Origin of the sequence: Algoriphagus aquatilis, from assembly GCF_042657405.1 — a bacterium.
GTDB lineage: Bacteria > Bacteroidota > Bacteroidia > Cytophagales > Cyclobacteriaceae > Algoriphagus > Algoriphagus aquatilis.
Window position 1 is genome coordinate 40951 of record NZ_JBHSKS010000003.1, and the last position, 19072, is coordinate 60022.

At 44.5% G+C, this 19072-nt stretch carries 18 protein-coding genes; 6 read left to right on the forward strand and 12 right to left on the reverse strand.

Going from position 1 to position 19072, the window contains the following annotated elements; translation table 11 throughout:
- Positions 1-64 precede the first annotated feature (64 nt).
- On the reverse strand, positions 65-475 hold the full coding sequence (locus tag ACFPIK_RS04590; protein WP_377912703.1) for a DUF2846 domain-containing protein: 411 nt from the start codon (positions 473-475) through the stop codon (positions 65-67).
- 260 nt (positions 476-735) lie between these two features.
- Positions 736-2253, reverse strand: a complete 1518-nt coding sequence (locus ACFPIK_RS04595) for a hypothetical protein (RefSeq protein WP_377912705.1) — start codon at positions 2251-2253, stop codon at positions 736-738.
- 152 nt (positions 2254-2405) lie between these two features.
- Between ACFPIK_RS04595 and ACFPIK_RS04600 the strand changes: the two genes are divergently transcribed.
- From ACFPIK_RS04600 to ACFPIK_RS04610, 3 genes are all read left to right on the forward strand, one after another.
- Positions 2406-3041: a TetR/AcrR family transcriptional regulator gene (locus ACFPIK_RS04600; protein WP_377912707.1), complete on the forward strand. Its 636-nt coding sequence runs from the start codon at positions 2406-2408 to the stop codon at positions 3039-3041.
- Positions 3042-3181: 140 nt separating this feature from the next.
- Entirely contained in the window at positions 3182-5296 is a 2115-nt protein-coding gene (locus ACFPIK_RS04605; RefSeq protein ID WP_377912709.1) for a hypothetical protein, read from the forward strand.
- 33 nt (positions 5297-5329) lie between these two features.
- Entirely contained in the window at positions 5330-6127 is a 798-nt protein-coding gene (locus ACFPIK_RS04610) for an SDR family NAD(P)-dependent oxidoreductase (RefSeq protein ID WP_377912711.1), read from the forward strand.
- Between the two features lie 176 nt (positions 6128-6303).
- On the opposite strand, the gene ACFPIK_RS04615 is transcribed toward ACFPIK_RS04610, so the two are convergent.
- The 9 genes from ACFPIK_RS04615 to ACFPIK_RS04655 all read right to left on the reverse strand — a co-directional run bounded on the left by ACFPIK_RS04615 (position 6304) and on the right by ACFPIK_RS04655 (position 15003).
- On the reverse strand, positions 6304-8568 hold the full coding sequence (locus ACFPIK_RS04615; RefSeq protein WP_377912713.1) for a xanthine dehydrogenase family protein molybdopterin-binding subunit: 2265 nt from the start codon (positions 8566-8568) through the stop codon (positions 6304-6306).
- A gap of 11 nt (positions 8569-8579) precedes the next feature.
- Positions 8580-9038, reverse strand: a complete 459-nt coding sequence (locus tag ACFPIK_RS04620) for a (2Fe-2S)-binding protein (protein WP_377912715.1) — start codon at positions 9036-9038, stop codon at positions 8580-8582.
- A gap of 125 nt (positions 9039-9163) precedes the next feature.
- Positions 9164-9622, reverse strand: a complete 459-nt coding sequence (locus tag ACFPIK_RS04625; protein ID WP_377912717.1) for a nuclear transport factor 2 family protein — start codon at positions 9620-9622, stop codon at positions 9164-9166.
- Between the two features lie 126 nt (positions 9623-9748).
- Positions 9749-10894, reverse strand: a complete 1146-nt coding sequence (locus tag ACFPIK_RS04630; RefSeq protein WP_377912719.1) for an aldo/keto reductase — start codon at positions 10892-10894, stop codon at positions 9749-9751.
- A gap of 17 nt (positions 10895-10911) precedes the next feature.
- The gene (locus ACFPIK_RS04635) at positions 10912-11901 is read right to left on the reverse strand and encodes an aldo/keto reductase (RefSeq protein ID WP_377912721.1); all 990 of its coding nucleotides are present in this window, start codon (positions 11899-11901) and stop codon (positions 10912-10914) included.
- Between the two features lie 175 nt (positions 11902-12076).
- Entirely contained in the window at positions 12077-12757 is a 681-nt protein-coding gene (locus ACFPIK_RS04640; RefSeq protein WP_377912723.1) for a LamG domain-containing protein, read from the reverse strand.
- A 19-nt stretch (positions 12758-12776) separates the two neighbouring features.
- Positions 12777-13517 (reverse strand): 3-keto-alpha-glucoside-1,2-lyase-like domain-containing protein, encoded by a 741-nt coding sequence (locus ACFPIK_RS04645; protein WP_377912725.1) that lies wholly within the window; start codon positions 13515-13517, stop codon positions 12777-12779.
- Positions 13518-13818: 301 nt separating this feature from the next.
- Positions 13819-14340 carry a DinB family protein gene (locus ACFPIK_RS04650; protein ID WP_377912727.1) on the reverse strand — a complete coding sequence of 174 codons (522 nt, stop codon included), beginning with the start codon at positions 14338-14340 and terminating at the stop codon, positions 13819-13821.
- A gap of 81 nt (positions 14341-14421) precedes the next feature.
- Positions 14422-15003, reverse strand: a complete 582-nt coding sequence (locus ACFPIK_RS04655) for a Crp/Fnr family transcriptional regulator (protein WP_377912729.1) — start codon at positions 15001-15003, stop codon at positions 14422-14424.
- A 236-nt stretch (positions 15004-15239) separates the two neighbouring features.
- Between ACFPIK_RS04655 and ACFPIK_RS04660 the strand changes: the two genes are divergently transcribed.
- Positions 15240-15908 carry an NAD-dependent epimerase/dehydratase family protein gene (locus ACFPIK_RS04660; protein WP_377912731.1) on the forward strand — a complete coding sequence of 223 codons (669 nt, stop codon included), beginning with the start codon at positions 15240-15242 and terminating at the stop codon, positions 15906-15908.
- 94 nt (positions 15909-16002) lie between these two features.
- Here the strand turns inward: ACFPIK_RS04660 and ACFPIK_RS04665 are convergent, their stop codons facing one another.
- Positions 16003-16893 (reverse strand): M23 family metallopeptidase, encoded by an 891-nt coding sequence (locus ACFPIK_RS04665; protein WP_377912733.1) that lies wholly within the window; start codon positions 16891-16893, stop codon positions 16003-16005.
- Positions 16894-17294: 401 nt separating this feature from the next.
- On the opposite strand from ACFPIK_RS04665, the gene ACFPIK_RS04670 reads away from it, so the two are divergent.
- The gene (locus tag ACFPIK_RS04670) at positions 17295-18107 is read left to right on the forward strand and encodes a hypothetical protein (protein WP_377912735.1); all 813 of its coding nucleotides are present in this window, start codon (positions 17295-17297) and stop codon (positions 18105-18107) included.
- Between the two features lie 11 nt (positions 18108-18118).
- A complete protein-coding gene (locus ACFPIK_RS04675; RefSeq protein WP_377912737.1) occupies positions 18119-19021 on the forward strand; it encodes a helix-turn-helix domain-containing protein in 903 nt (300 codons plus the stop codon).
- Positions 19022-19072: the final 51 nt, after the last annotated feature.

Below are 19072 nucleotides of genomic sequence, written 5' to 3' on the forward strand. Positions count from 1 at the left end.
CTTCCGAATTCAATTTGGGAGGCTTTTGTGTGAATAGAGGTTTTGTAGGTTGATAAAAATCGACTTAAAAACACCTCACATTGTAATAGAAGCTTTCCATCATTTTTAGGCCTTCTTCTTCAGGAATTGGCGTACAGTGGAAGCTTCCTTTCCCAAATGCTTTAGTCTTGATTTCGATAGCGATGTAATAAATTTTACCTGCTTCAAGAGTGATGGAAAGATCAGTTTCAGGATTGGATTTAACTTTTCCTTTGTACTGGGCATGAAATGTATGTTCTCCCGGCTCTAATTGATGCTTGGAATATTGTCCGTTTCTCAATGCACAAATAAGCTTTTGATCCATGTAGGTGTAATAGGGAATGTAATTATCAGGGCCAACCGGTCGGATGAGGTAGACGGTTGCTTTTTCAGATTGTGCGGTAGCTTGGAAAAAAAATCCAAAAAAGAGTAGCAGTGTAATAGGAAGTGCTTTCATGAAGTGACTTGAATTTTGTTGAAAATTAATCCACTTCTGATAAATTTTTGTCTCAAAAAATATATTTCTCGAATTCCAAAATGATCTTTAGTGACTTGTATTAAGCATTAAAGGATCCCTTGATTCATTGTTTTCGATTGCATTTTGAAAAACACTTCCTAGTTCAATTGTCCTACAGCAAAAAAAACAGCCCAAGAAGAAATTCTCGGGCTGTTTGATTTTTCGGAATTTGGAAGAGGTTGATTTGTTCTCCGTTTTGTCTACAGACCTTCAATAGTCAAAAACACTGTACTCAATGCGGGAATCTTAATTGTGCCTTTTTCAACATTCACCCCACTAAGTTCCGGCAGTGAATCATCCGCGTTCAATTTCAATTCCTTTCCGTTGAGCTTAACTGTCTTTCCGAGCAACTCATCCGCAGTGAGTGTGTATTGCTTTGCTGAGGATGATAGATTCAGGGAAGATTCTTTTTCTGTAGGATTGACCACCATGATGGTATACCCTTTCTTCGAATTTTTGAGACTATGGATAAAAATATCCAATCCTTCCACCTGATAGGGTGAACGATATACTTTCGTTCCCATGAATTTCCCCCAAAGTAAAGCTGCCCAATAGTTAGGTCTGGGGTTGAAGGTATATTGTTCCAATAAGGCGTATTCGCTGGCAGCCAGGGTGTTGTGCATAACGACTTTTACCCCTTTTTGGGCCAGTCTGCCCAATTGTTCCAAATACCTGAACGTGTCGATGTAGGTAGCAGCCCAAGGATTCCCCCCACAGGCAGCTTCGGCCGTCTCTGTCAGCCAGATCGGTGCGTTTGGAAGATACTTGTTCCGTGCATTTTCATAATACTCCAGACCCAATTCAGTTCGGCTAAGCCATTCTTGGGAAAGGGCATCTGCGGGACTTAGATTTCCTCTGCATCTGTTGGAAACTCCTCCGTAGTAGTGATATGAGAAAATCTCAAATCCCGGTTTTGGATTTTGAGCCAGGATTTTATCCGTGCCCATTTCATGCACTTCACCCAAAATTCCACCTTCACCCGTAGAGCCAGGGCCCATGATTTTCATGGATGGGATTTCTCTTTTTACATAGGTAGAAAAGGCCACAAAATCTCTGGCGTATTGGGCAGGATCATATCCTTCGGGTGCCCCTCCGTAGCTGGCATGGGAAGGTTCATTGAACATCTCAGCCGCTGCGATTTTTCCATTGATTGCTCTGGTGTATTCCAGCAAAGGTTGGATTTGGGCAGGAGTCCAATTTCCTTTTTCATCTCTTATTCCCTTACTGATGGCAAAAGACGTGACCAATTGGTTGTCCAAATCGTTGACAAAATCGATTACCCCTTTCCATTCATTCCGAGTCAGCACGTTTTCAAATCCCTCTGGTGCCTTTGCAAGTTTTGGCGAGTCGTCGTTTTGAAAATAGGTCGTGTTAGCCCATGTGCCGCTCACCCGAATGTACATAGGCCCCAGTGCTTCGGTCAATTTTCTCAGCTTGGGGTTGTATAGATTGATGGGGTCTATTTTTCGCTTCAAAGCAGCGAGACCTTCTTTTTTGACCCTTGCCGTGTCGATCAAGTGGTAAGGAACCCAAAATTGTCCCCCGACAACTTCACACATTTCCACATTTATAGATTGGAAGCGCTCATCCACCGAACCGATCAAGTTGAGTTTGGCCAGGTCCAAAACGGGCTCTTTTTCTCCGTTCTCACTGGGGTCAAAACTCCAGAGGGAAAGCATCATCACTAAGACAAATAAAATTTTGACTAATTGGTCCATTGCGCAAGTGTGTTTTTTAGAAAGTCGATTTACCGGATACTTAAACTGATTTTTAGCCTAACACCTCAAAAGTATAAATATTAAACAAGTGTTTTAAACAAGTGTTTGAATTTTATTTACCTTTAAGCCAAGTAGGAAATTAACTCAGGAAAATGATAACCAAAGACGTTCAAACCGAAGCAAAAATCAAAAAAGCGGCGATCGAGCTTTTCGAGAAATTTGGTTCCAAAGGCACCACGGTAAGAAAAGTAGCTGAGAAAGCAGGGGTAAACTTGGCTTTGATGAACTATTATTTCCAAAGTAAGGAGAGGCTGTTCTTGGATATTTTCAATGAGCGATACGCCCAATACCGGGACTATGGTATTTCCCTCTTGATGGACCGTTCCTTGAGCTTTGAGAAAAGGCTGGAAAATTATTACGACGATATGATCGCTGGCATGGAGGATCATCCCGGATTGCCCATGTTTATTTTAAGCGAACTCCATTTTAATGAGGATCTCCATACCGGAAACGGATTGCCTGACTCCTCTGAAATTCATGTTCAACTGGAAAAAATGCTCCAAGAAGAATTTGAAGCCGGGAAAATCCGAAAAATATCCGCCCTTGAATTCCAGCTTATTCTCGTCTCCCAAACTGTATTTCCTTACCTCATGTCCAAGCAACTAAATGGGATTGGACCAGCAGTGAACAAATCCCAACCTTGGAATTTGAGTGAATTTATGAAAACGACCTACAAAGCCAATTTCCTGGAAATGGTCACCGGCTTTATGCTTAAGACAGAGATCTAACCTCAACTAAATAGGGAAGTTGCCTTAGCTGCTAAAGCCGGGCCATTTTTTCCCTACTGGAAATAAAACACAGTAAATCAATTAGTTATTAATTCTTGCGCGTTCCCAGTTTCATTTTCTCCATTTAAACCTATTACCTGATGACTATCCTTTCAAAAATTGTATTCCCTATTGTCCTCTTCCTGATTGTCGGAATAGGTTATGCTCAGCATTCTGGAGATTCCCATCCGGTGGATTCTATGTTTCTCAAACCCTACATCGATAAAGACGAATGGAGAGATCAGCCTGTCCGCCATCGTTATGTGCATGGAGGATTTGAAGGGACTAACACCAAGTTTTCTTTCTATTTCCCCCCAAAGGAACAGTACGAAGGAAGGTTTTTTCAATACATCACGCCATTTCCAGACAATGAGAATCTATCTCAGGGAGGAAAGGGAGAAGAGGATAAAATCGGATTTTCCATTACCAGCGGAGCCTATTTTATAGAGACAAACGGAGGCGGTCCAACGGATTTTGCAAATCCCATGGCTTCGGATCCTACCATTGGAGCTTACCGAGCAAATGCCGCCTCTGCACAGTTTTCCAGAAAAGTGGCTCAGGAATTTTATGGAGGTGGAAGGCCGTATGGCTACGCGTTTGGAGGAAGTGGGGGAGCTTACCGGACTGTCGGCGGGATAGAGAATACCGATGGCGTTTGGGATGGAGTAGTGCCTTATGTCATGGGATCTCCGATGGCGATTCCGAGTTCCTTCACGATCCGAATGCATGCGATGCGGGTATTGAAGGATAAACTTCCCCAGATAGTGGAGGCATTCGAACCAGGAGGAAGTGGAAATCCTTATTTGGGTTTGAACGAGGAAGAAAAAGCGGCTCTAATGGAAGCCACTAGAATGGGTTTTCCTCCTCAGGCTTGGTATGGTTTTAAAACCATGGGAATCCACGGTTTTTTGGTCTTGTACCAAAGTGTGGTGATGGCTGATCAAGGTTATTTCAAGGAAGATTTTTGGAACAAAGAAGGCTATCTAGGAGCCAAAGCCCCTGAGTCGCTTTTGAACGCACGAATTCAGGAAAAGTCAAAAATCAAAGCATCGATTGGATTAGACCGTGCGATCGAATTGGGTATCAAAGAGCCAGTTTCTGAATCTGACCGGGGAAGTGCGGATTTGGCTTGGAAGAGTATGGGTGGAAAAGAAGGAAGAATGCCTGTGGCTTTTGCCCTGGATCATGAAATGCCTGAGGTTGGATTTCTGGGCGGGGATTTGGTGATCCTGAGCGGGGAAGCAGCCGGTACCGTACTCCAGATTACAGATGTGATCGGCAACCAAGTAGTGCTTGGCCCGACCAATTCTCCCGCATTACTTTTCAAAATCAAACCCGGGGATGAAGTCCAAGTGGATAATTCTAATTTCTTGGCTGTTCAAACTTACCACCGACATCAAGTGCCGGGTCCGGAATATACCGCATGGGATCAATTTAGGGATGCAGCAGGCAAACCGCTTTATCCCCAGCGATCATTTTTGCTTGGTCCTTTGTTTACCAGAGGTGCGGCGGGTTCCATCCCAACCGGAAAATTCAAGGGTAAGATGATTCTGTTAGGTTCGCTTTGGGATCGGGAAGCTTTTCCTTGGCAACAGGCTTGGTATCATGACCGTGTCAAAGAAAACCTTGGAGGTCAAACGGATAATTATTTCCGGCTTTGGTACACCGATCATGCCATTCATGGCGATGCTTCAGGGCAGTTGGATGATCCAACGCGGGTGGTTAGTTACTTGGGTGTCTTACAGCAGGCCCTTCGCGATTTGAGTCAATGGGTGGAAAAGGGAGTGGAACCCGCATCGAGTACCAAGTATCAAATCCAGGATGGACAGGTGATTATTCCTGAAAAAGCCCAAGAACGACATGGAATTCAGGCAAGCGTGGAGGCCAAAGTGAATGGAAAGGAACAGGAAACTATTCAAAAAGGAGTGAGACTCAATTTTTCAGGTAAGGTCGAACTGCCTCAATCTACGGGCAAATTAGTCTATTCTGCCTGGGATTTTGATGGATCAGGGGAGTTCAAAAACATAGTGGACCTTTCCCAAGCCAGAATTTCTGAGAATGGCACTCTAGTAGAATTTTCCATTTCTCACCAATTCGACCAGGCGGGCACTTATTATCCTTCCCTTCGGATTGCCACTCAGCGGGAAGGTGATTCTTCGACTCCATTTGCGAGAATTCAAAATATTGATCGGGTAAAAGTCATTGTCAGCCAGTAAGCTTTAGCGAAGGACTTCTTTTAAAAAACAAAAATGAAGGTAAGCGGAAAAATCATTGTAGTCACAGGAGCGGGCAGTGGTATGGGGCGGGAATTGACTATTCAATTGGTCAAGAAAGGCGCCAGGGTCGCCATGGTGGACATCCATCCCGAGGCTTTGGAACAGACTGCCGAACTGGCAGGAAGGGACAAAGTCTCCCTCCATGTGGTAAATATCACTGATCGGGCAACTGTTGAATTACTTCCCGAACAAGTGAAAAGCATTCATGGTAACGTCGATGGACTAATCAACAATGCCGGGATTATTCAGCCATTTGTGGATGTGAAAGATCTGGACTATGCAGTAATTGAGCGGGTGATGAACGTGAACTTTTATGGAACCTTGTACATGACCAAGGCTTTTCTCCCTGATCTTCTGAAGCGGCCTGAGGCCCATATCGCCAATGTGTCCAGCATGGGAGGCTTTATTCCTTTTCCCGGGCAGACGTTTTACAGTGCCTCCAAGGCTGCGGTCAAAATCCTGACCGAGGGGCTTTATTCCGAACTAAAAGGAACGAATGTTGGCGTGACCGTAATCCATCCCGGTGCAGTCAATACCAACATCATGAAAAATTCAGTTCTCAATTCACCCGCCTCGGTGGCTAGTAGTAAAGGTGCTCAAAAAATTCTTTCAGCGGAAAAAGCAGCAACCATCATGATCGATGGGATCGAGCAAAATAAATTCAGAGTGCTTGTCGGAAAAGATGCCACGATGCTGGATATACTTTACCGATTCAATCCCAAAATGGCGGTGGACTTGATTGTGAAGAAGATGAAGAATATGGTGAGGTGATACTGCTGGAAAAATAGCCTTCCAATTTTAAAAGCCTTAAAACCAAACAGCCCGAGGAGCAATCCTCGGGCTGTTTGGTTTGGGATATTTTCTAAAACCTTCGAGGTTTTTGAAAACCTCAAAGGTTTACTCTTCCGCCGTGGTTTGTGTCTTCACAAACCACTTTTAACCATGTATCACATCTTCAGATTCTCCATCTCCAACTGCGGCGCAAAAGGCTGCTCGTAGTAGCGCTTGCCGGTGGCTTTGTACAGTGAGTTGGCCAAGGCTGCGAAGACAGGAGGGAAGAAGGGTTCGCCCAATCCGGTTGGGTCTTCTTTGCTGTCCACAAAGTGAACTTCGATCGCTCTTGGTGCTTCTTTTTGACGAATCATGCGGTACTTGTCAAAATTGGTTTTGGTCGGAACCCCATTTTCGAAGGCCAATTCACCAAAGAAGGCGTTTCCGATACCATCGATAATGGCTCCTTCGCCCATGTTGATCGCTGAGTCTGGATTGACCACTATGCCACAGTCCACAGCTGCATATACTTTTTCGACCACCGGTTTTGAATCCACAATCTTGGTATCTACCACCTCAGCCACATAAGAGTTGTGACAGAAGTACGCTGAAACGCCACGACTTACTCCAGGTGCCGGAGTTTTCCAGTTGGACTTATCTCGTACGAGTTCGAGTACTCCCGCATAGCGCTTGGCATCGTAATCATTGTTTTCTCCAACAGGATTGGTTTCGGCACGCTTGAGCAGTTCTAAACGGAATTCGATCGGATCTTTTCCCATCGCTTCAGCCAATTCATCCAAGAAGCTTTGTTCGGCTGCTGCCATGAAGTTGGATCGAGGGGCACGGAAAGCTCCGATGGTGATGTTGGATTCAATCTGCCAGCTTTCGGCCAGGTAGTTATCAATCGCACCGGCAGGAAATCGATTGGCATGAAGGGGAGTTTCAGGAATTCCACCTGCCTTCACATGCAGTGCAAGGAGGTTATTGTTTTCGTCCAAAGCTGCTCGGTAGGTTGCAGAATAAGTTGGTCGGTAGACTCCGGCACTCATGTCATCTTCGCGGGTGTAGACCATTTTGACAGGTGCTTGGATTTTTTGGGAAATCAATGCTGCCTCAATCATGTGGTGGCTGTAAGCCCGGCGTCCAAAGCCTCCGCCCATCCTAGCCAGATTGATCTGAATATTCTCTTTAGAGATTCCTAGACTGTTGGCTAGCGTGGTAATGATGAATTCAGGAGCTTGTGTGGGACCATAGATCACTGCCTTGTCTCCTTTTACATCTGCAAAGCAGTTCATCGGCTCCATGGTGTTGTGGGCCAAAAATGGTGCAGAATAGGTTTTTTCAAGGATTCTTGCAGCCTTTTTGAAGGCTGTTTCAGGATCTCCGTCTCTTCTAACCACATTTCCAGGCTTTTGAATGTATTCGGCCATCCGCTCTTTGTGGCGGTTACTGTTTTCCAATCCTGCAGGTACTGTCATTTTGGTGTTTGGTCTTCCACCAAATCCTGCCACTTCAAAATTAGACGCAGGAGCATTTTCCCATTCCACAGCCAAAGTTTTCTTGGCTTGCATCACTTCCCAAGTGGAATTGCCTACAATAGCGACAATCTCCGGGAAGGTGGTGGTGTCAAAGAAGTTTCTCCCGTAATCATCTTTGAATAAGTTGATAGAAAAGACGTCCAAGATTCCGGGCATACTGCTGACCGAGCTTTTGTCAAATGACTTCAGCTTCATCCCAAAAGCGGGAGGATGTACGATGGCCGCGTACTTCATGCCCTCTACTTTGTGATCGATACCGAATAGTGGTTTTCCTGTTACAATTTTTTCGACATCCACATTCTTTTTGGAGGAGCCGACGATTTTGAAGGCATTAATCTCTTTCAATTTCACCTCTTCGGGGACAGGCATAGAAGCTGCCAAGGAGGCCATTTCACCATAGTGGGCTTTCTTTCCACTGCCTTTATGTTCCAAAATTCCGGCGGAAGTGGTGATTTCAGAAGCGGGTACTTTCCATGTTTGTGCTGCAGCAGCGATCAACATGGCCCGGGCTGTGGCACCGGCTGTTCGGAGAGGAGTCCAGCCCTGCCGGATGCTCTGACTGCCACCGGTAAACTGCCGTTCAAATCGGGTAGGGAAATAATCTGCTTGCTCTACCATCACCATTTTCCAATCCGTATCCAGTTCCTCCGCCAAAATCATCGGCATGGAAGTTTTGATATTGGATCCAAATTCAGGATTAGGGGAGAAGAGTGTCACGGCTCCGTTTTCTCCGATTTTGATGTAGCTGTTGAGTTCAAACCACTCTTTCGGTAGTTCCAAAACCTGCTCTGGAGTCGGCTTGCATCCTGCCAGCCAGCTAAAGCTGAGCACCATGCCTCCACCTGCCAAGGCTGAGACTTTCAAAAATGACCTGCGGTCTAATTTTTTATCTAAAGTTGCCATAGGTTTTCGGATTAAAGGTTTTGGGCGGCGGTTTTGACTGCAGCTTTGATTCTGAGGTAAGTGCCACAGCGGCAGATGTTGCCGTTCATCGCATTTTCGATTTCTTCATCGCTGGGGTTTGGATTTTGCTGAAGCAAAGCCGCCGCAGTCATGATTTGACCGGCTTGGCAATACCCGCATTGAGGCACATCGTGTTCCATCCAGGCTTTTTGAACCGGGTGATCTGCATTTTCGGATAGACCCTCGATGGTGGTGATTGCTGAGTTTCCGATACTTGAAACGGGAAGCGAACAGGATCTCACCGCATTGCCGTCTAGGTGAACCGTACACGCACCACACTGCGCTATGCCGCAGCCAAACTTGGTGCCTACCAAATCCAAGTGGTCACGCAAAACCCAAAGCACAGGGGTGCTAGGGTCCACGTCGACTTGCTTGGAAGTTCCGTTGATGTTGAGATTGAAAATGGCCATTTTGTTGAAATTAAGATTTAAAGTTAGGGATTTCCGATGGGGGTCGCCTTACGGAAATCAAACAGAAAGCTTTATGAATCAATCTGGAACAATTGAGATCCAGATCGAAAAGTGATTTGATGGACCTAGTTAACCTCTTGAACCTCTCTCCAGATGAAATTAGAAGTTCGATGTTTAATAAGCCATTGACCGTTTTGCTTGACAAATTCATCCTTATAGATGGTGTAAAGTGTAGTCTTGGTTGTTTTTCCATTTTGCTCACCCACCAAAATTACGTGACAATAGGAAGTAGCCTTTGCAGTATTTTCTGTCAACTCTTCGATGGTTTGCTGTCCGTTTTGATGATACACCGTGTGAAAACCAGACAAAAACTGCGAAAAAGTATCTTTTAATTGTTGGCGACCTACCAGTTTTATCGGTGGCGTTCCTTTGAAAATGGATTCCACCGTCCCGTTTTCGGTAAAGAGTAACACTTGCTGCTCGATATCTTTGGTGTCGGCAAGATTGGAAAAACGATCTACCACATTTTTTATGGCCATTTTTTCCTCGATTTCGGTAATGCGTTGTTCGAGCGATTTTTCCATGGACTGTGCATTTGAGTGGAAAATAACTAAGAGGAAAATGAATGATTGTACTAAGGCTTTCATTTTAAAATTTTGTTTTAAAGTAATTTCTCGGAATTAGAAAAAGCTTCCATTCATTTGAGAATTTTAGTTTTGAACTCTGCTTTGTTCCACAGGAGTGTAGCGATCACCATAGACTGTCATTCCGGCAATCGTTTCGGTCAACTCTTTCAGCTCTGCTTCTGAGAAAGTAATCTCGGCAGCTGCCAGATTCTCCATCAGGTGTGCTTCTTTGGTCGTACCGGGAATCGGTACGATAAAGGGCTTTTGGTGCAACAGCCAAGCCAAGGCAACTTGAGTAGGAGTCAGTCCACGCTGATGTCCAAAGTCGATCAAAGCTTCCACAATCGGCCGGTTGGCGGCCATCGCATCGGGCTGAAAGCGAGGCAAGCCGGCACGGTTATCGTTTTCGGCAAAGAACTTGGTTTGGCTATTGAGCATGCCGGTCAGAAATCCACGGTTCATCGGGCTATAGGGCACAAATCCGATTCCCAACTCTTCGCAAGCAGACAGCACCCCTTCTTCGGGCTTTTTCCACATCAGATGGTATTCACTTTGGATGGCTGTGAGCGGTTGGATGGCATGAGCCCGGCGGATAGTTTCCACATTGACTTCGCTAAGCCCGAAGTTGCGGACTTTTCCTTCCTGAATCAGGTCCCGCACCGTGCCAGCGACGTCCTCGATGGGGACATTTGGATCTTGGCGGTGCTGGTAAAATAAGTCCAAGACATCGGTTCTCAGACGTTTCAGGGATTCTTCAGCCACTTTTCGGATTTGCTCAGGCCGGCCGTTCATTCCAGCCATTTGATTGTTTTGGATATTGAATCCAAACTTGGTCGAAACGAGAATCTCTTTTCGAAATGGCTGCAATGCTTCTCCTACGAGGTCTTCATTGGTATAAGGGCCATAGACTTCAGCCGTGTCAAAGAAATTCACCCCTGCTTCATAGGCTTTTCGTATCAAGGAAATGGAGACTTTGCGATCTGGAATCCTTCCCCGGTGATAGCTCATTCCCATACAGCCAAGACCCAAAGCGGTGACTTCCAAACTATGTTTTCCAGATCCAAGGGTTCGGGTTTTGGTTATGCTTGCTTTTCCTGAAGTGGCCTCCGAACTTTTTGAAGTACCTCCTGCAAGTATTGGAGATGCGAAAAATGCGGTTCCCATCGTCAACCCAGCTTTCATAAAATTCCTTCTGGAGGATTCTTTTTGATTTTCAAGTGGCTTATTCATACCTCTATTTATTTGATTTATCGATCGATCATTTTCTGCGAAGCTTCCGGATATCGGTCTCCCACGATTTTCAGTTGAGATAGCGCATGGTCAATAAGTTCCAAATCGCTGTTGGATAAGCGAAGGAATTTGCTTTCCACGTTTTCCTCCAAGCGATGCAATTTTGTTGTACCCGGGATTGGGACGATCCAGGGCTTTTGAGCCAAAAGCCAAGCTAAAGCTACCTGGGCTGGAGTGGCCCTGTGGGCAGCAGCGAGAATCTCCAGTTGATGCACCAATTCCAGGTTGGCGTTTCTTGCATCAGCTGCAAATCGTGGAACCACGTTTCGGAAATCATTTGGGGCAAAGCGGGTTTTCTCATCCATTTTCCCTGTCAAAAAACCTTTTCCAAGTGGACTGAAAGGGACAAACCCGATTCCCAGTTCTTCCAGTGTTGGAATGATTTCTTCCTCAGGCTCTCTCCACCAAAGGGAATACTCACTTTGCAGTGCGGCTAAAGGCTGTACCGCATGAGCCCGTCGGATTGTTTTTACTCCAGCTTCAGAAAGTCCGAAATACTTGACTTTTCCGGCTTGAATCAATTCTTTGACTGCTCCCGCCACCTCTTCAATTGGCACTTTCGGATCTACCCGGTGTTGATAGAGTAAGTCGATGGATTCGACTTTGAGCCGCTTTAGTGATCCTTCCACGGCAGCTTTGATATGTTCAGGTCGGCTGGTTAGCTGACTCCAACGTCCTTCCTGATTCGGCGCAAAACCGAATTTGGTAGCGATGACCATTTTGTTTTTGAAAGGAGCCAAAGCTTCACCGACCAATTCTTCATTGGCGAATGGTCCATAGACTTCGGCAGTGTCAAAAAAGTTGACTCCAAGTTCCACCGCCTTTCGGATTAGGGAAATCATTTCCTTTTTATCAGCAGCCTGACCATAGCCAAAGCTCATACCCATGCAGCCTAATCCTAAGGCCGAAACCTCCAATCCACTATTCCCCAGTTTTCTTAGTCTCATCGGGGATCAATTTGTAGGTTGATTTGATTAAATGACCCTACAAAATTCACCATGCAATTCAGTGAAAAATAACCGAATTCAAACAAAAGATTATCCAAATCAAACAAAGGATAGGTTAATCCTGCAGTTTTAAAGAGTGGAGTGCTTCTAAAAAAGTCAGAAAAAATAGGAGGGTTTATGGATTGATTTTCAATTCTTTAAAAAATCCCTCTGTTCCGACTTCTACCCAAAGTCCGATGGATCCGGTTTTACTTGAGCCGAGCATCTTTTTGACCAAAAAAGCAGGTTGCTCTTGACCATTGAGAAATAATTTTGCCGATTTGCCGTCAAATTCAATCCGCATCGTGATCCACTCGTCCAATCCCATGTCGGCATAGGTTTCAAACTGCTCGGGGAATTCCTTTCGCAACCGGTCAAACTTGTACTCCGGGTAGGCATAGTATTGGATCGAGTGATTTCTGCGAATCTGATCCTCAGCCCGCCCGTTGGTGGGCCGGATGTAGATGGACTCGTAGGCGGAATTGTCGTCGTTGATCCGATAGGCCAAACCGATAAATCCACGGGAAAAGGCTGGGGCATTTGGTAATAAGCGGCTCAGCACCTTGACTCCCACGCTTCCATTTTCAAGATCGAGATCTGTCAACTTAACAAATGTGGGTTCGTCTACTCCTTTTTCAAAGGGGAAAGAATCCATGTCCCGCACTACACGAAGCACTTCCTCGCCGTTCAGTTGGACCACAGAAGCTTTCACATGGGATAGCGAAAATTCTTTTCCCTCAAATCGGATCGTTTGGGCTTCGAGGATATAAAAGGGACTAACTAATGTCAATAGGAATATTAGAATACGATTGATCATGGCTTGGCTAAATTAAGATTTAAATGTCTGACACTTCGTCTCCTGCTTTCTTTTCTTGGTAGGCACGCTTGGTTACTTTCAGATCCCTGAAATAACCGATAGTTCCGATGTCTACATAGAGTCCGACAAATCCTTTTTTCGAAGTACCTAACATCTTGTCTACGATGAAGGAAGAATACTTCAAGTTATTGATAAACAGCTCGGCCGTTTCCCCATTCACCTCAATCCGCATGGTAAACCATTCGTTCAAGGCGACAGGAGCCGATCCTTCGTAGCGGTGGGGAGCGATTTTTCGAAGTGTGTCAAATTTGTATTGCGGATAAGAAAAGTACTGCACCGCATGATTTCTGTGCAATTGATTGTCTGAACGACCTACTTTGGGACGGACATAAATGCTCTCAAAGGCTGAATCATCTTCTTGAACTCGGAAAAACAGCCCGATAAATCCCGCAATGCCCGAATAGGGTGCAGGGACTTTCAGTTGGCTATACATTTTGACCTCGATGGTTCCGTTTTCGAAATCCTCCAAGCCGAGCAAGCGGGCATAATGTGGCTCATCTACAGTAGCTTCTACCCGAGTGGAATCAAAGGGGATCGCAGTTAGATCGCGCTCAATCTTTAGGGCTTTTTTGCCTTGAAATTCTACGATCTCTCCGGTGACATTGTGAAGTTCAAACTCTTGGTTTTTGAGTTTGAGGGTTTGTGCATTTGCGCTTAAGGAGGCCAGCATCAAAGCCAGGATAATGAAGTGTTTTTTCATTTTTAAAGAAAATAGGAATTCCACCCAAGTGAAAATCCATTCAATTGATAATGGGTTTAGGAAGATGTAAATGGGGAAGATTTTAAGTTCCGGCTAGTGGGGATCTACCTGTCGGCAGACAGGCACTAACCGAGGCAGAGAGTTCACCAAACTTTTCCAAAGTTCAAAACTTTGGAAAAGTTGATTCTGTGGCCCAAGTGAGTGTCTCCACTCACTTGATCAATTTTTCATTCCGGTTAGTGAGACACTAACCGTGGCGACCTTTGGAAAAGTTGTCTAGGAAGGGTTTTGCCTCAGGAGATTAAAACAACTTCTCCTGAGGAGGGGTCGCACCGGCCAAGCGGATGTACACAGTCGTCTGACCTCGGTGGTGGGTCTGATGCTCAAAGCATTTTTCCAGGGCTTTTCCTTTAGTCATCTCAAATCGGCCGAACAGTTTGGTGGCCTCATTCAGTTGGGCAGGAGTCATGGTTTTGATGCTGTTGATGACAAAATCATAGCCTGCTATCACGAGCTTGGTCACATTTTCTTTGGATTGGTCTGTGGCTTTTTCGGATTCACCCATGCCTACTGGACTGGCTACCCCTGTGGCAGCGGAAGCAAATCCGTAGTTCCCGTCTGTCAGGTGAAGCATTTGCTGGGCAAAGGATCGCATTTCAGCAGTTGGTTTCAAGGCATAGCCTTCGGCAGGCATGGCATCGAGGTATTCTTTGGTGTAGGCTTTGGAGCGTTCCCAGTCTTTGACCATTTCGTCGATGGTAGATTGAGCCTGCACGAATGTGGTCATGGCAAAAAGGCTAAGGATGGAAAGTAAGATTTTCATGATGCTGTTTATGTTGGATTGATAGCACAAAGTTGGGTAATGAAAGATACTACTACCCTTAATCTAGGTTAAGAATTTCAATCAATTGTCTCGAAGTTCTTTTCTGATTTTGCTAAGAAACTCAGGAGTAATTCCCAAATAAGAGGCGATTTGGGTGTTCGGTAGCCGGTTTTTCAGTTGGGGATATTGTTCCAAAAAAGCCAAATAGCGCTGTTCTGCGGTAGAACTGAAATTCTGAAGCACTCGGTTTTGCAGCTCAATGTACTTGTGTTCGATCATCACTTTGAAAATCCGGTTGAGCTTGGGGATGGTTGTAAAAAGCTCAAACAAATCCTGCTGGTGGATCCGAAGCACGGATGAAATTTCTAGCGACTCAATATTCAGCTGACTGATTTTTTGACTGTAAAAACTCCCGATATCGGCGATCCAATCGTTTTCAGCTGCAAACTGAATGTTGTGCTCGAAGCCTTTGTCATCTACTCCAAACATGCGAAAACAGCCCGTAACGATAAAAAAATAATCCTTACAGACCTCTCCAGCGGTTAGTAGTTTTTCCCTTCGTTTTATAGAGAACTGTTCGAATTTGAGTTCAATTCTTACTTTTTCTTCGGGATCCAGTGGGATAAAACTTTCTAAATGACTTAGGAGAGTTTGTAGGGACATGGCATATTACAAAGGTTATAAACTGATCTAAGAAATCTAATAATTTCCTTCCCCTCAAATCTTTTCTAATACTTTACAACTTGAATTGGACATGTTGAGGTTGCGTTTTATAAAAGCAATTTCAGTGATATTGGTCATTAGGAATTAGGTTTTTCCTTTTTCTACGCATAGCGTTTATGCTTTGCAGTAGGATAATCCAAAGTACGGTTAATTTCACATCTCAATACACCACATCCATGCGAATCATCATCACAGGCGCTACAGGAATGGTTGGAGAAGGAGTCCTAATGGCTTGCCTTCAAGAACCTGAAATCACAGAAATACTCAGTGTCAGCCGAAAGCCACTCCAGCAAAGTCACCCTAAACTTAAAGAATACCTCGTTTCCGACTTTCTTGATTTGGATCTCGGTGATCCTCATCTCAAGGGGTATGATGCATGTTTCTATTGCGCCGGTGTCAGTAGCTTGGGAATGAGTGAGGTAGATTATTCCCGAATCACTTACGATACCACCCTTCATTTTGCAAAAGCATTGGGCCCTAATCCAGGGATGTCTTTTATGTATATCAGTGGAAAAGGAACAGATAGTACAGAAAAAGGCAGCTCCATGTGGGCTAGAGTGAAGGGCAAAACCGAAAACGACCTGATGAAATTACCCTTCAAGCAAGCGTTTGGGTATCGTGTGGGGGTGCTGACTCCAATGCCCGGACAGAAGCATGTTTTGAAGTACTATTCTTACCTATCGTGGTTGATACCCTTGTTCAATTTCCTTTCATCATCCCTGGTTTGCAGTCTGAAAGAAGTTGCACAGTCCATGATTTACCTAGCAAAACACGGGCACCCGGAGCATGTAATTCATGTCAACGAAATAAAACTATTGGCAAAAACTCACCAAGGGGGTGCCTGATAGGTTTTATTTATCAGTGCTGACTAATCAGTTACGGATTGAAAAACCCTGATTTACAGGGGGCAAATTCTACCTGAAGTTTCAATGGGATTCATTATTTCCCCAAATACTTTTTCAATTCCTTTTTGTCCAATTCTTTGGCAATCAATTCTTCAGGATGGGTGGATTGGAGGTTTTCCGAAGCTTTGTCACTGAGCAGTTCTTCTTTTTCCGAACGAATCAGTACCGGGAAATTCACCCAAGTCACACCATTGACCTCCATCTCCCAGCGGCTTTGGATCATCTTGACATGGTGTTGGGAAGAGCTGCCCTGGGTAGAGGACTCGGCAAGAGCTTGACCGGGGATGACGGTATCTCCAACCACTACTTTGGCAGAGTTGGCTTTTAATCCAGAAAGTCGGGTGAATGAACCGTCTTGATGGTAGATCTCCACGTAGTTTTCGGAGGAGAAGTCAGCAAGGCCATCGGCGACTTTTTCTACATCCATCTTGATTTCGGAAATGATTCCTTTTCTGGGGGCACAGACAGTGGCTGACTCCTCAAAGTAAAATCCCACACCTGTATATCTTCGGTCTTCAGGGACTTTTTGATTGGCCAAAAGCGGTCTCATGCTGACAGAAATGCCCTTTTCTACAGGGATCAGGTAAGGAGATTCAAAGGGAATACTAGGTTGGATATCACCTTTGTAGAGCTTGGTGTTGTATCGGAATCCCGTTTGGACATTTCCGTAGATCGATTGGAGTTTGACCAAGGTGCTTTTGCCCGGCTTGGCCAATTTGTAGAGGAGATCGCCTTGCAAGGATTCCAGGTTTTCCAATTTCACAAAATGGATTTGTACCGTGTAGGGGATTTTTGAGTCATTGAAAGAAAATAGAGTCAGGTTTCGCTCTTGGTCTTGTTCAGCGACTATTTGGACTTGAGCTCGCAACATGCCAGTCAAAAAGATTCCCAAAAGTGTCAGTATCGTGGTTAGCTTATTTTTCATTTGGGTAAAATAATCACTGAAATAGAAATGGAGGTGTTTTAGTTGATAAATTTTTCTGATTATCCGCTTTTCTACCAGTAACCAAATAAGATAAGGATTTAAGTCCGATTAGTAGTGCTGTGGACTGTCGTCTGTGGTCAGTTGACGAATATCCGCGCTCTTAGAGCCAAGGATCTACTTGATGGTAAGATTGCGGATATTCAAATAAATTTTTCTCTTGGTTTTACATGAACCTATTTTCCCAAAGTGCCTCGTTTATTTAGGGCATTAGCTCAATTCGCCGAATTAAAGAGGCCCGCTTATTTACATTTGTTTGAAAAGCATAAGTTTTGATTTGAAATTCATCAAGATTTAGCCGGATTCTTTTGCGACTTTTGCAGCTGTTTATCTCCCACCCACCTATGAAATCTATTTTCACCACTTCTTGTAAGATCCTTTTGGAAGGACTTTTCATTCCAACCTTTCAAAAAAGCAGCTATTTGATCCTGATAAGTTTGGTTCTCTCTACAAATGTCCTAGCTCAGGATGCCAAACCCAGTCATCACTTTAACGGAACTATCACTGCGACCAATAATGGTATTTCTTTGATTCCCTCGTTTACACTCGGCCGTCCTGCGGTATTCTTTGATTTAAGTATCGGAGGAGAGCGTTTGTCCTTTGATCCCATGATTCGATTTGGCATGGATGGCAAGCCTTGGGCTTTTGTGTTTTGGGGTAGGTATAAAGTCATCAAGGACAAGAGATTTACGCTAAATGTGGGACTTCACCCGGCCTTTATTTTCGGAGACATGAAGATCATGGTCAACGGAAAAGAAGAATCAGTCATGCGCGCGAGCCGGTTTTTTGCCGGAGAATTCATGCCAACCTATAAAGTCTCCAATCGCTTTAGCGTAGGATTATATTACCTCCAAGGTCATGGTTTCAATCCCGTGCCACCTAAGAATTCCAATTTCATCGCCTTGAATACCATTTTTTCCAATCTTCCTTTGGGGAAAGAAATCAAGTTGAAAATGAATCCTCAACTCTATTTCCTGCGGGTGGATGAAAATACCGGAACCTATGTTACTTCAAGTTTTACCGTGACCAAGGATAATTTCCCGATAGCTTTCCAAACGCTTTTCAATCAAAAAATCAAATCGGATGTTCCAAGCGACAACTTTGTTTGGAACCTGAGTTTGCTTTACAATTTCTCCAATAACTACAAAAGAGACTGATCAAATCCGCTATGGAAAAGCCGGAATCTTTGGAGGAGTTTTACCAGCGCAAGTTCAATTGGCTGCCTGAAGACCTGAAAAAGGACATGGGGCATTTCAATATCTTTAGATTGGAACCTTTTTGGGAGGGAAAGGTCAAGGCCATCCCTTATCGGCGACGTGATTTTTACAAAGTGATGCTGGTGCAGGGTCAGAGTCAAGTTCATTATGCAGACCGGGTCTATGAGGTCAAAAAGCAGGCTTTGTCTTTCTCCAATCCCATGGTTCCCTACAAGTGGGACAGCAATCATTCTACCCTAAAGGGTGTTTATTGTATTTTCAATCCTCAGTTTTTTGTTGATTTTCCTGACATTCAGAAGTATGAGATTTTCCAGCCTCAGGGCACTCATGTTTTTGAGTTGAAGGATGAGGAAGTATTTGCAGTTCAGCAGATTTTTGAGAGGATAGAGGCTGAATTCAAATCAGATTACAAGTATAAATATGACTTGATTCGCAACTTGATTCTGGAATTGGTGCACATCGGAATGAAACTGCAGCCTGCAGAGATTCATACAGCCCAACATGGAAATGCCGCACTGCGAATCGCTTCCATTTTCCTCGAGCTACTCGAAAGGCAGTTTCCTATCGATGAGACGCACACGCTAATTCAGTTAAGGTCTGCTTCTGATTTTGCGGATCAGCTCAACATTCACGTCAATCACCTCAATCGGGCAGTGAAGGAAATGACTGGAAAAACTACTACGCAACTCATTTCCGAGCGGTTGATCCAAGAGGCTAAAATCCTGCTCAGACAAAGTCGATGGAATGTCTCTGAAATCGCCTTTGCTTTGGGCTTTACTGAGGTCACCCACTTCAATAATTTCTTCAAAAAACAACTGGGCATGAGTCCGACCCAGTTTAGGAAGGGGAGTTGAGGGATTAGAGAATAGGAGAGTAAGAGATTTAGAGATTGGAGAATAAGAGAT